Here is a 13,338-nt window from a genome sequence, read left to right on the forward strand (position 1 = left end):
GCCGGATGGTTTCATGGCCCTGCGCGCAACAATATACAAAGCCGACCTCAATATTGCCGATACCGACCGCCACTATTACGGCAGTCATGGACTGACCGTGGCGCGTCACCCTTCGGAAACCGATGAGCTCATGATGGTGCGCCTCGCGGCATTTGCCATGCACGCGGACGAGACACTGGCCTTTACCAAGGGCCTGAGCGACACCGATGAGCCGGATATCTGGTCCAAGGACCTGACCGGCGCGATTTCGCTCTGGATCGAGGTCGGCCAACCCGAGGAGCGCCGCATCCTGCGCGCCTGCGGTCGCGCCGATCAGGTGGTCATTTACTGCTACGGTGGCCACGCGTCCCAAATATGGTGGGAGGGCGTGCGCGGCAAGGTGGAGCGGGCGCGCAATCTACAGGTAGTCAACCTGCCGTCCCATCAGACGCAGGCCCTGGCCGCGCTGGCCGAGCGAGGCATGCAGATCAACGTCAATATCTCGGATCAGACCGTATACGTATCCGCCGCCGAAGGCGAGGTCGCTCTGGAGCCCGAAATCTGGCGTCAGGCCAGGGATTGATTGGCCACTCCCGGTTCTGGCGTACACTTGACGCCGTTGTGGCCGGTTTCGCGCCCGCCGTAAGCGTTTACGTCAATCAACGCACCTACCGATGCTCGGCTATCGGGGTGCGTTGTCTCATCCATGCACCCGCCGCCGCCGGGCCAGCATGGAGAAAATAGTGTTTCCTTTCTTTCGATCCGTTCCCCACGGCGCCCGTCTGCTGTGGCTCACGGCCGTCCTCTTTGTTTGCTACCTCTGCATAGGCATGTCCTTTCCGGTCGTGCCGGTCTATGTGGCCGACACCCTGGGTTTGGACAATTTCTGGGCCGGTCTGGCCGCCGGCAGCGCGTTTCTGGCCACTATCTTTACACGCACCTATGCGGGCGGGCTGGCCGACCGCGTGGGCGTCAAACCGGTGACCGTACGCGGTCTTTTGATCTACATGCTGGGCATAGGCTTGTCGTGGACCGCCAGTCTGAGTTCCCATTGGGCCGCCTTTGCCGTGCTGTTGGCCGGCCGTGTACTACTGGGCCTGGGTGAAAGTCTGGTCGCCGTTGGCGTGGTCACCTGGGGCATTGCGTTGGTCGGCGCCGCCAGTTCCGGGCGCGTCCTGGCGCTGATCGGCGCGGCCATGTATGGCGCGCTGGCGCTGGGTGGGCCGGTCGGCCTGGCCTTGTTCGCGCATCTCGGGTTTGGCGGCGTGATGCTTGCCGCCTCGGTGCTGCCTCTGATCGCGTTGGTCGGCACCCTGTCGTTGCCAGGCTCGCCGCTTCAGGCTGCCGGCGCCCGTCGAGGGTTTCTTCCTATCCTGGGCCGCATCTGGCCGTACGGTACGGTCGTGTGCCTGCAAGGCATAGGCTTTGCTGCCATTGGCGCGTTCTTTGCCTTACATTTTCTGCAGCGCCATTGGGAGTATGCCGGCCTGGGTTTGACGGCTTTCGGTGCCGGTTTCGTACTGGTGCGTCTGGTTTGTGGGCACCTGCCCGACCGAGTGGGCGGCCTGCCCGTCGTCATGGCCTCGTTGGCCGTGGAGGCCGCCGGCCAACTCATGATCGGGTTGGCCGACAGCCCCGGGATGGCGCTGGCAGGCGCCTTTCTCACGGGTTTGGGGTGCTCGATGGTGTTTCCTTCCATGGGGCGCGAGGTCGTGATGCGCGTCGAGCCCGCCCAGCGCGCAACGGCACTGGGTGCCTTTTCCGCGTTCCAGGATCTGGCCTATGGCCTGACGGGCCCCTTGGCCGGCCTGCTGGCCGATCGCAGCGGTTACGGTCACGTCTTTCTCATTGGCGCGCTCGCCGCTGCGGCCGGTTTGATGCTTGCAATGGGCCTGCGCCGGCGCCAGTCAGCGGCGCGGTGAGATGGCCTGAGCGGGAATGCCCGCCCGGCGGTCATGGGCTTTGAGCGGTGGCTGCGTGCGCCCGGCGTGCAGCCAGAATTCCGGGAGAAAACATTCCGCCACCAAAAGTGGTTGCCTGTGGCGCCAGAATACCGATCGCCGCGCCCATAACGCGCGCGCATCGGCAGGCGTGACCGAGGGCAGCCTGGCGATCATGCGGTAAAAAGGCTGGGCAGAGGTCAGGCGGCGGCAGGCAAAGGGGGAGCGGATGACGCTGCGGTCATGATAGAGCATGTCGGCCAGCGGCCGGGTCAGCAGACGCCGCATCCCTTGCCAGCTACCATGCGAGGCCGTCAACGGCGTGAGACTGCGCGCGGGAACGCTGTCGACGCCATCGACGGACATCAATACCTCACGCACCCATACTGCCGAACCCGGTGCGATATGCATGGCTTGCGCCTCATCGGGCGCGGCCCCTTCGGCATACTCGGCCACCACGCGCAGGCGCACCTGGCCCAACTGACGCAGGCCAGCCGTCAGCGCGCCAGGGCGGAATAGCCAATGGCGTTGGGCGGGTGTCAGGACATAGGGCGCGCGGGTCAGCCAGCCAGCGGCCAGCGGTGCTTGATACAGGACGGTCATGGCTACGTATTATGCCAACAGGCGGCGTGACAGGTGTAGCGCGGCATCGCTTTACAATACGCGCCATGGAAAAAGTACGTATCTCCAAGTTGATGTCCGAGCGCGGCCTGTGCTCGCGCCGCGAAGCCGACGGCTACATCGAGCGAGGCTGGGTTCGGGTCGATGGCGTGGTGGTGTCCGAACTGGGCGCGAAGGCCTATCCCGATCAGACCATCACGCTGGAACGCGCCGCCCGCGCGGCGCAGACGTCGCTGGTCACCATTCTGATCAACAAGCCCATCGGTTATGTGTCCGGACAGGCCGAGGACGGCTACACGCCGGCGGCCGCCCTGGTCGATGCGCGCAGCCAGTTCGAGGGCGACCGCTCGCGACGCCGCTTTGACCGCACGCATCTGCGCGGCTTGGCCGTGGCCGGGCGGCTGGACATCGATTCGCAGGGGCTGCTCATCCTCACCCAGGACGGGCGTATCGCCAAACAACTCATTGGCGAGGATTCGGCGGTCGACAAAGAATATCTGGTCCGGGTCGATGGCAAGTTGAGCGAGCGTGGCCTGGCCGTGCTAAATCATGGCCTGACGCTGGATGGCAAGCCGCTTAAGCCGGCAGATGTGCGCTGGCAGAACGACGACCAGTTGCGTTTTGTGCTGCGCGAGGGCAAGAAGCGGCAGATCCGGCGCATGTGCGAATTGGTCGGCCTCAAGGTCGTGGGCCTGAAACGGGTCCGGATCGGCCGCATCCGACTGGGCGATTTGCCCCTGGGGCAGTGGCGTTACCTGCGCGAGGACGAGGGCTTCTGAGCCCGGCCAAGCCCGCCAATTCGCTCAGAGTCGTGCAAACCAGTTTCAGGGATTACAAATGCCTGGTTCAGGCGGTGTCGGGGAACAGGCGGGCGCTATGCTTTTCGCCCGGCCCCTGCATGTCCAGGCGCTCCATCAGAAATTCGATGAAGATGCGTGTCTTGGCGGGCAGTAGCCGGGTGTCGGTGACCGCATAGACCGGAAAAGGGCCGGCATGCCAGTCGGGCAGCACCCTTTCCAGCGGGCGGCTTTCGTCGCCACGCACACTGCCCAGGATGGCAATGCCCGCGCCCAATCCCGTCAGACTGCGCAGCATGGACACGCTGTTGACGGAGTAACGTTTGCCGGGCGTGATTTCGATGTGATGGAGCCCGTCGGTCAGGGGCCAGCGCGTGACACGTCCCGCGTGTCCTACCCGGAACTCCATGCACTCGTGGTGGATCAGATCATCGGGATGCTGTGGGCGGCCGCGGCGGGCAAGGTAGTCCGGCGATGCGTAGAGGTAAGCCGGAAGTTTGCCCAGCAGGCGCGCAATCTGGGTGGAGTCGGGCAATTCACCGATCTGTATGGCGACATCGCAGGCCTGGAACACCCGTGTCGCATGCTCGGGGCTGGCAATGTCCAAGTAAAAATCCACGTCGGGGTAGCGTAGCGAGAATTCGACGAAGCACTCGGCCAGAAACTCTGTGCCGAAGTCGGCAGGCAGGTTTACGCGTAGCGGACCGGAGGGGGTTTCGAGCAGATTTTGCAGTTCTTCGTGCACGACCTGCGCTTCGGCCACGATGCGTTGGCAACGGTCGAAATAGAGCTGTCCGGCCGGGGTGAGTTCGACCTTGCGCGTGGTGCGGGCCAGCAATTGCAGGCCGATCGATCGCTCGAGGTCGGCCACCTGGCGCGAGAGCGTCGATTTGGGTATGCCGAGTTTTTCGGCCGCACGGCTGAAATTGCGTGTCTTGGCCACCTCGACAAAGAGTTCCATGCCTTGCAGTCGGTTGTTCATCGGGTAGGAGCTTAAGGTCTTTGGCGTCCTTTTATTGTCCCATATTTGGAATGATGTTTTCGAAATTGACGACTTTGTTTCTGCGGCGGCATAAAGGAAAATATTACGTTTTGCATTGCAGCAAAATGCGTACTGGCCGCGGGGTGCAGGTCCGTGGCCGGAGATAGCTTGGATTCGGGAAGGATCATATGAAAAGCAAGAAGCAGGTATGGCGCGGTGCTGCCGCGTTTTCAGTGGCGGCGATTGCCCTCGCATTGTCCGGCTGCGGCAAGGAGCAAGCTGCGCCTCAGGCCGGCAAACCCCAGGTGGGCGTGGTGACCTTGAAGACGCAGCCTGTTTCGCTTTCGACGGAATTGCCTGGCCGGACATCGGCCTTCCGCGTCGCCGAGGTCCGGCCACAGGTCAATGGCATTGTGCAAAAACGCCTCTTCACCGAGGGCGGGGACGTGCGTGCCGGCCAGCAGCTCTATCAGATCGACCCTTCCGTCTATCAGGCGACGTACGACAGCGCCAAAGCGGCGCTGGCACGGGCCCAAGCGCAACAACGCACGGCCGCGCTGCTGGTGGATCGATACAAGCCCCTGGTCGAAACCCGGGCCGTGAGCCGTCAGACCTATGACGACGCTGTGAGCTCGCGCGATCAGGCCGCCGCCGATGTGCTGTCGGCCAAGGCCGCGCTGGAGACGGCCCGCATCAACCTCGTCTACACCAAGGTGCTTGCACCCATCGACGGCATCATCGGCCGCTCGCAGGTCACGGAAGGCGCGTTGGTAACGGCCAACCAGACCGGCGCCATTGCTTCGGTGCAGCAAATCGACCCGATTTATGTCGATGTGACGCAATCCAGCGTTCAACTGCTCAAGCTCAAGCGCGCCCTGGCCACCGGTCAGTTGCAGCAGGCCGACGGTGCGCAAGCCGCCAAAGTCACTCTCATGCTCGAAGACGGCAGCGTCTACGACGCGCCGGGCAAGCTGGAATTCTCCGAAGTGACGGTCGACCCGACGACCGGATCGGTGACACTGCGCGCCTTGTTTCCCAATGCCAAGCATGAATTGCTGCCCGGCATGTTCGTTCGGGCGCGCCTGGCGCAGGGCGTAGCCGCCGATGGCCTGCTCGTGCCGCAGCGTGGCGTGGCGCGCAGTCAGCGTGGCCTGCCGACGGCGCTGGTGGTCAATGGTGAGAACAAGGTCGAGTTGCGCGAACTCGTCACCGACCGCGCACTGGGCGACCAGTGGCTGGTGACCAAGGGGCTGGCAGCGGGTGATCGCGTCATCGTCGAGGGGCTGCAGTCCGTGCGGCCCGGCGTCGAAGTCACCGCACAGGAATATCAAGCCGGCGCATCCGCGCCGGCCGGGCAGGGCGGCCAGGCGCCGGCAGCAAAGTAAGGGAGCCAGCGCATGGCAAAGTTTTTTATCGACAGGCCGGTATTCGCCTGGGTGATCGCTATCGTTCTGATGATGGCCGGCGCCTTGTCCATCCTCAGCCTGCCTGTAGCGCAATACCCCAGTATTGCGCCACCTGCGATCGCCATCAACGTGACCTACCCGGGCGCGTCGGCCCAGACCGTGCAGGACACGGTGGTCCAGGTGATCGAGCAGCAGATGAATGGTATCGACAACCTGGAATACATTTCCTCCGAGAGCAACTCGGATGGCAGTGTGTCCATTACCTTGACGTTTGGCCAGGGCACCAACCCTGACACTGCCCAGGTACAAGTGCAGAACAAGCTGGCCGTCGCCCAGCCCCTGTTGCCGCAGGAAGTGCAGCAGCAGGGGATACGCGTGACCAAAGCGACGAAGAACTTTCTTATTGTCGCCGGCTTTGTCTCTTCCGATGGCACCATGGACAAGTCGGACCTTGCCGACTACGTGGCTTCCTATGTACAGGATCCGATCAGCCGTACTCCAGGCGTGGGGGACTTCCAGCTGTTTGGTGCCTCGTACGCGATGCGTATATGGCTCAGTCCCGAGAAGCTGATCAACTACAACCTGTCGGCCTCGGACGTCACCAATGCGATCAAAGAGCAGAACGTTCAGGTTTCTTCGGGCCAGTTGGGCAGCCTGCCGGCCACGCGTGGTCAGCAACTGAACGCCACCGTCATCGGCCCGACTCGCTTGCAGACGCCCGAAGAATTCGGCGACATCCTGCTCAAGGTCAATACCGATGGGTCGCAGGTGCGTCTGCGCGATGTTGCCAAGATCGAGCTGGGTGCGCAGGGTTACTCCATCGACAGCTATTACAACGGCAAGCCCGCTTCGGGGCTGGCGGTCAAGCTGGCCACCGGCGCCAATGCGTTGGATACCGCCCAGGCGGTGCGTGACACCATCAACAATCTCAAGCCGTATTTCCCGCCGGGGATGGAGGTCGTCTATCCCTACGACACGACGCCGTTCGTCAGCCTGTCCATCGAGAGCGTGATCCACACGCTGCTCGAGGCCATCGTGCTCGTGTTCCTGGTGATGTACCTCTTTTTGCAGAATGTGCGCGCCACGCTCATTCCGACATTGGCCGTGCCCGTGGTGCTGCTGGGCACTTTCGGGGTGCTGGCGGCATTCGGCTATTCCATCAACACCCTGACCATGTTCGGCATGGTGCTGGCCATTGGACTGCTGGTCGATGACGCCATCGTCGTGGTCGAAAACGTCGAGCGGCTGATGGTGGAGGAGGGACTGTCTCCCAAAGCGGCAACGCGCAAATCCATGGGACAGATCACAGGTGCGCTGGTCGGCATCGCGATGGTGCTGTCGGCCGTGTTCATTCCCATGGCCTTCTTCGGCGGTTCGACGGGCGTGATCTACCGCCAGTTCTCCATCACCATCGTGTCTTCCATGGTGTTGTCGGTGCTGGTGGCGGTCGTCTTTACGCCGGCGTTGTGCGCTACCTTGCTCAAGCCCGTGCCCAAGGGCCACCACGGCACCAAGAAAGGGTTCTTCGGCTGGTTCAATCGTTCGTTTGAGCGCTCCACCGAGGGCTACGCCAACGTCGTGGGCCGCAGCCTTACGCGAGGCAAGCGGCTTCTGGTGCTGTATGTGGTGCTGATTCTGGCCATGGGCTGGCTGTTTACACGTATTCCGACGGCCTTTCTGCCTGAAGAAGACCTGGGCATTCTGTTTGCCCAGGTACAGGCGCCGTCGGGTGCATCGGCCGAGCGCACCAAGGTCGTCATCGACCAGGCCGTCAACTACCTGCTCAACGACGAGAAGGATTCGGTGGCATCGGTCTTCGCGGTCTCCGGCTTTTCGTTCGGGGGACGGGGCCAGAATGCCGCCATTCTGTTCATCAAGCTGCGTGACTGGAAAAATCGTTCCGGCAGCTCGTTGCGCGCCGGCGCCGTGGCACAACGCATCAATGGCTATTTCGCCACGCATATCCACGATGCGCAGGTGTTCGCCTTCGCGCCGCCAGCCGTGATGGAGCTGGGCAACGCCAGCGGCTTTGACTTCATGCTCCAGGACCGCGCCGGGGTGGGGCACGAGAAATTGCTGGCCGCGCGCAATCAGTTGCTCGGTGAGGCCTCCCAGAGCCCGGTGCTGGCGCGCGTGCGTCCCAACGGGATCGAGGATGCGCCTCAGTACCAGCTGGATATCGATCGCGAGAAGGCGCGCGCACTGGGCGTGGCCATCTCGGACATCAACAGCACGCTGTCGACCGCCTGGGGTTCGTCGTACGTCAATGACTTCATCGATCGGGGCCGCGTCAAGAAGGTCTTCGTCCAGGGCGAGGCGGCGTCACGCATGCTGCCCGACGACCTGGACAAGTGGTATGTGCGCAATACGTCGGGCGATATGGTGCCGTTCTCGGCGTTTGCCAAGGCGCACTGGACCTTCGGGCCACAAAAGCTCAACCGCTACAACGGTGTGCCGGCCTACAACATCCAGGGTGAGCCGGCGCCAGGCCGCAGCTCGGGCGAGGCCATGGCCGAAATGGAACGCATCGCCGCGAAGCTGCCGACGGGTATCGGTTTCGAATGGACCGGCCTGTCCTTCGAAGAGCGTCTGTCTGGCGCCCAGGCTCCCGCCTTGTATGCCATCTCGCTGATTGTGGTCTTCCTGTGCCTGGCAGCGCTGTACGAGAGTTGGAGTATCCCGACGGCGGTGATGCTGGTGGTCCCGCTGGGGGTGCTTGGGGCCTTGGCGGCAACCTTGATGCGCGGCCTGTCCAATGACGTGTATTTCCAGGTCGGGCTGCTCACCACCGTTGGGCTGGCGGCCAAAAATGCCATCCTCATCGTGGAGTTCGCCAAGGAACACTATGAAAAGGGCGCCGGTTTGACCGAGGCCGCGATCCATGCGGCGCGGCAACGCCTGCGGCCGATTCTCATGACGTCCATGGCCTTCGTGCTGGGTGTGGTGCCGCTGGCGATTTCCAGCGGTGCGGGCTCGGGCAGCCAGCACGCCATCGGTACCGGCGTAATTGGCGGCATGCTGTCGGGCACCTTCCTGGCCATCTTTTTCGTGCCCTTGTTCTTCGTGGTGATCCTGCGCCTGTTCAAAGTCCGGCGCCGGGCCGACATCCACGCCGAAGAAGAGGCATTGCATCCCCATTCCAACGGAGATCAGCCGCAATGATCCCGACCATGAAAACCTTATTGTCGATGTCGCTGGCGGGCGCCCTGGCGGGTTGCTCTCTGGCGCCTACTTATCAGCGTCCGGATGCCCCTGTTGACACGCTGTATCCGAGCGGCCCGGCCTATGGCGTGGCGGCGCAACAGCCTGCCGGTCAGGTCGCAGCCGCCGATGTGGGCTGGCGCGAGTTTTTCCATGATCCGCTGTTGCAGCGGATCATTGCACTGGCGCTGGCCAACAATCGGGACATGCGCGTAGCCGCCCTCAACGTCGAGGCAGCGCGCGCGCAGTACCGGATACAGCGCGCGGACCTCTTGCCCTCCCTGGGCGTGGCGGGCGATACCACCGTACAACGCTCGCCCGGCGACCTGACGCAGACGGGCAGACCGGAGATTTCGCGCCAGTATCGCGTCGGTGGCGCCATCTCGTCGTGGGAGTTGGATCTCTTTGGCCGCATTCAGAGCCTGAGTGAACAGGCTTTGCAAACCTATCTGGCTCAGGATGAGACCCGCATCGCCACTCAACTGGCCTTGATCGCCGAGACGGCCCAGGCCTACCTGACGCTCAGGGCCGATCAGGAACTGCTGCAACTGACCAAGGACACGCTGTCCTCTCAGGAAAACTCATACAAACTCACCAAACAGAGTTATGACCAGGGCGTGGGAACGGCGCTGGATCTGAGCCAGGCCGAGATCTCACTGCGAACGGCGCAGCGCAATCAGTCGCAATATCTGCGGCAGGTCGCTCAGGATCGTAATGCGCTGACGCTGCTGGCGGGCCAGCCGTTGCCTGCCGATGTGCTGGCGCAGTTGGACGAATCCAAAAGCCTGCCGGATGACATCGTCATCGCCGATCTGCCGGCAGGTCTGCCATCGGATCTGCTGTCACGCCGTCCGGACGTCAGGGCGGCCGAGCATGTCCTGCGCGGGGCCAATGCCAATATCGGTGCCGCGCGTGCGGCGTTCTTCCCCAGCATCAGCCTGACCGGCATGGCCGGCACCGCCAGCGCTTCGTTGGGCGGCTTGTTCAAGGCGGGTTCGGGTGCGTGGAGTTTCGCGCCCCAGATATCCCTGCCGATCTTTGCCGGCGGCTCGCTCATGGCCGACTTGGATCTGGCCCACGTGCGCAAGCGCATCGAGGTGGCCAATTATGAGAAGGCCATCCAGACGGGCTTCCGGGAAGTGGCGGACGGGCTGGCCGGGCGCGCCACGCTGGACGATCAGATTGCCGCGCAGCGGCTTTTGGTCGATGCGAGCCAGCGGGCTTACACCTTGTCGGATCAGCGTTTCCGCCAGGGCGTGGCCGATTACCTGAGCGTGCTCGACTCACAGCGTTCGCTGTATACCGCGCAGCAGGCCCTGGTCGATACGCGCCTGTCGCGGCTGACCAATCTGATCACGCTGTACAAGTCTTTGGGCGGGGGCTGGACAGAACATACCGTTAGCGCGGATGCCGCCACCACCGCGTCGTCGCAATAAGGGATGAGCCGTGATTGAAAAAGGGCGGGCACGTAATGTGCCCGCCCTTTTTGGGTAATCTGCCTGCGGCAGCGTGTTGCCGTGGCCTCAGGCGCGCTTGCGGGCGATGAGCCCCACCACGAACAAGACGATGATGGCGCCGACGACCGAGGCGATCCAGCCTGCCGGTTCGCCCGGCGCATACCATCCCAGCGATTGGCCGAGATACCCGGCGACAACCGAGCCGACGATACCGAGTATGGTCGTCATGATGATGCCCATGCTTTGATCTCCGGGCATCAGCGCACGGGCGATAAGCCCCACGACGAAGCCCACGATGATCATGATGATGATGCTCATGCTGCACTCCTTCTCCAGGGATAGTGGCAGCATCATACTCATGAGGCAGGCGCGCCGGGTGTAACAACTGGTGTATCCGCAGAGCCGACTCTTGCGCAGTCAGCCTTGAGTGATGTCGAGCAGATGCTTCACATCCTTGGTGATGTCCGCCACGCTGTCGGTGTCGGAGGCCAACAACCGCGCCCGGCCTTCGTTGTCGAAGATATAGACGCCCCGGCTATGGGTGACATCATACTGGTCCGCAGCGTAACCGGGCTTGGGTTTCTCTATCTGGTAGGCGACACGATAGCGGCGTGCCATATCGGCGATCTGTTTTTCGCTGCCTGTAACGCCCAGGGCCTGGTTGTTAAAGGCGTTGACGTAGGCCTGCAGAATATCGGGGGTGTCCCGATGCGGATCCACGCTGACAAACAGGATGCGTACGTCGCGGGCCCGCTCGCCCAGTTGCTGCAGGACTGCCGTCAGTTGTGCCATGGTGGTTGGACAGATGTCCGGACAACTGGCATAGCCAAAGAACAACAGCACGGTTTTGCCTTTGAGGTCTTCGCTGCTGAGTGTTTTACCGCCTGCCGCAGGCAGGCTAAACCGCAGGTCTGGCAAATGCCCCTTTACGTCATAGAGCGACCAATTGGCATTTCGCTCGCCACAGGCCGCCAGGCTCAGGCAGAGCATCAGAAACAGGGCAGGCAGGACGGAGCCGGGCGAACGGTTGCGCAGCATAGGGCAGAGAGGCGCCGGAAGTCGTTGAACTGACTTGATTCTAACGCGCAGGCCCGTCAGCGGCTGCCTGGCGGTGAGTACGTCTGGCATCGTTGCCTGATCCGCCATGGGCGCGGGGCTTGGCTAGAATTTTTGCTCCGGTTCACCTGGGGCCACCCTGGCCCCTCACAGTCAGGCAGTGCAGTCAGTATGCGTCCGTACCATTCCGTCGTTCTTGATATTTTGTCGCGCGATGGGGTGCGGGACGTCCTGGATGCGCCTTGTGGCACGGGATGGTTGGGCGAGCGCAGCAGCGCCATGGTGCTCGATGGCGTGGGGTTGTAGGAGTTTCCGCGAGATCCGGCTTGCTACCGTGAGGTGCGTGAGCAAGACCTGGATGAGCCGCTGAGGTTGTCGCAGCGCTACGATGCGGTGGTCTGCTGCGAGGCCATCCACCTGCTGACCAATCCGGGCCTGGCGCTGGCAGGGTTCTTCCAGGCCCTGCGGCCGGGCGGCCTGCTGGTCGTCACCACACCCAACACGTGGTACCAGCGTTCCCGGCGGCAGTTTCTGCTGCGCGGGTTTCATTCCGGGTTCCGGCCCATGGTCGGACGCCGCCGTGGCAGGGACTACATCACGTACTTCGCCTGGAATTTCCCGCTGTTGCACCTACTACTGACGCATGCCGGCTATGAGGATATCCGGCTGCATGAGGTCGAAGAGCCCAAACCCAAACGCTGGGTCGAACACATACTGGCATTGCCATCGCGGCTGTATTGCCGCCAGCAGATGCGCCGCGATCCCCGCCATGCGGCCTATTGGCGGCAGGCGGGTTCGGTGCAATCCTTGCATGGCCGCTGGCTGGTAGTCTCCGCCAGGCGACCGCCGCGCTAGCTGTGAACTGTCAATAGGTTGTATTCGTCCAGGTTGAGTCTGGAGATGGGTACAGCGCGCCCGATGCCTTGGTGGGGTCGATGCCAGTTGTAGTGGTGTAGCCAGGATTTCATGGCATCGGCTCGGTGTTGGGAGTTCTGGTAGGTGTGAGCGTAAGCCCACTCACGCAAGGCCGACTGGATGAAGCGTTCGGCCTTGCCATTGGTCTGTGGGCGGTAAGGTCGGGTAAAGCGGTGCTTGATGCCCAGCTCATGGCACAGCGCGGCGAAGGCGCGGCTGCGAAAGGCCGAGCCATTGTCGGTGAGCAAGCGCTGGATGGTCACGCCCAGGCGCTGGTAGTAGGCCACTGCGTCCTTGAGGAACTGGACGGCGCTGGGGAAGCGCTCGTCGGGGTGGATGTCGGTGAAGGCCACGCGGGCGTGGTCATCGATGGCCACGAAGACGAAGTCCCAGCCGGCCCCCTCAACGGTATCGCGTCGGTTGCCCGTGACCCGGTGGCCAGGGCGCTGGATACGTCCCAGCTTCTTGATGTCGATGTGCAGCAGATCGCCGGGGGCCTGATGCTCGTAGCGCACCACCGGCTCGGCCGGCTCCAGGTCGGCCAGGTGCGACAGACCGGCGCGGGCCAGGACGCGGCTGACGGTGCTGGCTGACACGCCCAGCGCCTGGGCGATGCGCGCTTGGGTCAGCCGCTTGCGGCGCAGCTCCACGATAGCCAGCGCCTTGGCCGGCGCAATCGCTCGGGGCGAGACCGTCGGGCGCGAGGACGCATCGGCCAAGCCCGCCTGGCCCTGAGCCAGGAAGCGGCCCAGCCATTTGCGCACAGTCGGCGCGGTGACCCCATAGGCGCGGGCCGCTTCAGGTACACAAACTTGATGGGCGATCAATTGCTGGACCATTTCGAGTCGACGTAGGAAGGTCAATCGGGCATGCTTATGGGTGTTCATCCGGCCGGGCTCCTTGAGTGAACTGGGGGGTTGGCGATTTCCAGTTTCTCAAATCCGGTTCGGATGAACCATGCATACAACCTATTGAATCTTCACA

Annotated in this window: 13 protein-coding genes; 8 read left to right on the forward strand and 5 right to left on the reverse strand. The window is 63.0% G+C overall.

Features of this window, described 5'->3' with window-relative positions:
* Positions 1–13 precede the first annotated feature (13 nt).
* Together LK440_RS07895 and LK440_RS07900 are read left to right on the forward strand one after the other, a co-directional pair.
* A complete protein-coding gene (locus tag LK440_RS07895) occupies positions 14–562 on the forward strand; it encodes a YaeQ family protein (protein WP_005013721.1) in 549 nt (182 codons plus the stop codon).
* A 247-nt stretch (positions 563–809) separates the two neighbouring features.
* Complete coding sequence (locus LK440_RS07900; protein WP_230580935.1) at positions 810–1,901, forward strand: MFS transporter; 1,092 nt, start codon at positions 810–812, stop codon at positions 1,899–1,901.
* Here LK440_RS07900 and LK440_RS07905 read toward each other — a convergent pair.
* A complete protein-coding gene (locus LK440_RS07905; protein WP_005013719.1) occupies positions 1,887–2,522 on the reverse strand; it encodes a chorismate--pyruvate lyase family protein in 636 nt (211 codons plus the stop codon). The genes LK440_RS07900 and LK440_RS07905 overlap by 15 nt on opposite strands.
* 65 nt (positions 2,523–2,587) lie before the next feature.
* Here LK440_RS07905 and LK440_RS07910 point away from each other — a divergent pair, with 65 nt between their 5' ends.
* Positions 2,588–3,319: a pseudouridine synthase gene (locus LK440_RS07910; protein ID WP_005013718.1), complete on the forward strand. Its 732-nt coding sequence runs from the start codon at positions 2,588–2,590 to the stop codon at positions 3,317–3,319.
* Positions 3,320–3,386: 67 nt separating this feature from the next.
* On the opposite strand, the gene LK440_RS07915 is transcribed toward LK440_RS07910, so the two are convergent.
* Positions 3,387–4,298: a LysR family transcriptional regulator gene (locus tag LK440_RS07915; protein ID WP_025341441.1), complete on the reverse strand. Its 912-nt coding sequence runs from the start codon at positions 4,296–4,298 to the stop codon at positions 3,387–3,389.
* Positions 4,299–4,507: 209 nt separating this feature from the next.
* Here LK440_RS07915 and LK440_RS07920 point away from each other — a divergent pair, with 209 nt between their 5' ends.
* From LK440_RS07920 to adeC, 3 genes are read left to right on the forward strand one after another with little or no spacing between them, the layout of a single operon-like run.
* Positions 4,508–5,704: an efflux RND transporter periplasmic adaptor subunit gene (locus LK440_RS07920; protein WP_005013715.1), complete on the forward strand. Its 1,197-nt coding sequence runs from the start codon at positions 4,508–4,510 to the stop codon at positions 5,702–5,704.
* 12 nt (positions 5,705–5,716) lie between these two features.
* Positions 5,717–8,887 carry an efflux RND transporter permease subunit gene (locus tag LK440_RS07925; protein WP_005013714.1) on the forward strand — a complete coding sequence of 1,057 codons (3,171 nt, stop codon included), beginning with the start codon at positions 5,717–5,719 and terminating at the stop codon, positions 8,885–8,887.
* Positions 8,884–10,362 (forward strand): AdeC/AdeK/OprM family multidrug efflux complex outer membrane factor, encoded by a 1,479-nt coding sequence (adeC, locus tag LK440_RS07930; RefSeq protein WP_005013712.1) that lies wholly within the window; start codon positions 8,884–8,886, stop codon positions 10,360–10,362. Before LK440_RS07925 ends, adeC begins: the two co-directional genes overlap by 4 nt.
* A gap of 87 nt (positions 10,363–10,449) precedes the next feature.
* Here the strand turns inward: adeC and LK440_RS07935 are convergent, their stop codons facing one another.
* Positions 10,450–10,701 carry a GlsB/YeaQ/YmgE family stress response membrane protein gene (locus LK440_RS07935; RefSeq protein ID WP_005013711.1) on the reverse strand — a complete coding sequence of 84 codons (252 nt, stop codon included), beginning with the start codon at positions 10,699–10,701 and terminating at the stop codon, positions 10,450–10,452.
* A 99-nt stretch (positions 10,702–10,800) separates the two neighbouring features.
* The gene (locus tag LK440_RS07940; protein WP_005013710.1) at positions 10,801–11,421 is read right to left on the reverse strand and encodes an SCO family protein; all 621 of its coding nucleotides are present in this window, start codon (positions 11,419–11,421) and stop codon (positions 10,801–10,803) included.
* Between the two features lie 189 nt (positions 11,422–11,610).
* On the opposite strand from LK440_RS07940, the gene LK440_RS17870 reads away from it, so the two are divergent.
* Both LK440_RS17870 and LK440_RS07945 read left to right on the forward strand, forming a co-directional pair.
* Entirely contained in the window at positions 11,611–11,745 is a 135-nt protein-coding gene (locus LK440_RS17870) for a hypothetical protein (RefSeq protein WP_017685863.1), read from the forward strand.
* A 33-nt stretch (positions 11,746–11,778) separates the two neighbouring features.
* A complete protein-coding gene (locus LK440_RS07945) occupies positions 11,779–12,294 on the forward strand; it encodes a class I SAM-dependent methyltransferase (RefSeq protein WP_005013708.1) in 516 nt (171 codons plus the stop codon).
* On the opposite strand, the gene LK440_RS07950 is transcribed toward LK440_RS07945, so the two are convergent.
* Entirely contained in the window at positions 12,291–13,241 is a 951-nt protein-coding gene (locus LK440_RS07950) for an IS481-like element IS481 family transposase (RefSeq protein ID WP_005012067.1), read from the reverse strand. The two genes, LK440_RS07945 and LK440_RS07950, sit on opposite strands and share 4 nt — an antisense overlap.
* Positions 13,242–13,338 lie beyond the last annotated feature (97 nt).

Source organism: Bordetella holmesii (genome assembly GCF_020735985.1).
In the GTDB taxonomy this organism is placed as follows: domain Bacteria; phylum Pseudomonadota; class Gammaproteobacteria; order Burkholderiales; family Burkholderiaceae_B; genus Bordetella; species Bordetella holmesii.

Coding starts and splice junctions, on each gene's coding strand:
- LK440_RS07895 (WP_005013721.1), top strand. CDS start 14: ATGGCCCTGCGCGCAACAATATACAAAGCCGACCTCAATATTGCCGAT.
- LK440_RS07900 (WP_230580935.1), top strand. CDS start 810: ATGTCCTTTCCGGTCGTGCCGGTCTATGTGGCCGACACCCTGGGTTTG.
- LK440_RS07905 (WP_005013719.1), bottom strand. CDS start 2,522: ATGACCGTCCTGTATCAAGCACCGCTGGCCGCTGGCTGGCTGACCCGC.
- LK440_RS07910 (WP_005013718.1), top strand. CDS start 2,588: ATGGAAAAAGTACGTATCTCCAAGTTGATGTCCGAGCGCGGCCTGTGC.
- LK440_RS07915 (WP_025341441.1), bottom strand. CDS start 4,298: ATGGAACTCTTTGTCGAGGTGGCCAAGACACGCAATTTCAGCCGTGCG.
- LK440_RS07920 (WP_005013715.1), top strand. CDS start 4,508: ATGAAAAGCAAGAAGCAGGTATGGCGCGGTGCTGCCGCGTTTTCAGTG.
- LK440_RS07925 (WP_005013714.1), top strand. CDS start 5,717: ATGGCAAAGTTTTTTATCGACAGGCCGGTATTCGCCTGGGTGATCGCT.
- adeC (WP_005013712.1), top strand. CDS start 8,884: ATGATCCCGACCATGAAAACCTTATTGTCGATGTCGCTGGCGGGCGCC.
- LK440_RS07935 (WP_005013711.1), bottom strand. CDS start 10,701: ATGAGCATCATCATCATGATCATCGTGGGCTTCGTCGTGGGGCTTATC.
- LK440_RS07940 (WP_005013710.1), bottom strand. CDS start 11,421: ATGCTGCGCAACCGTTCGCCCGGCTCCGTCCTGCCTGCCCTGTTTCTG.
- LK440_RS17870 (WP_017685863.1), top strand. CDS start 11,611: ATGCGTCCGTACCATTCCGTCGTTCTTGATATTTTGTCGCGCGATGGG.
- LK440_RS07950 (WP_005012067.1), bottom strand. CDS start 13,241: ATGAACACCCATAAGCATGCCCGATTGACCTTCCTACGTCGACTCGAA.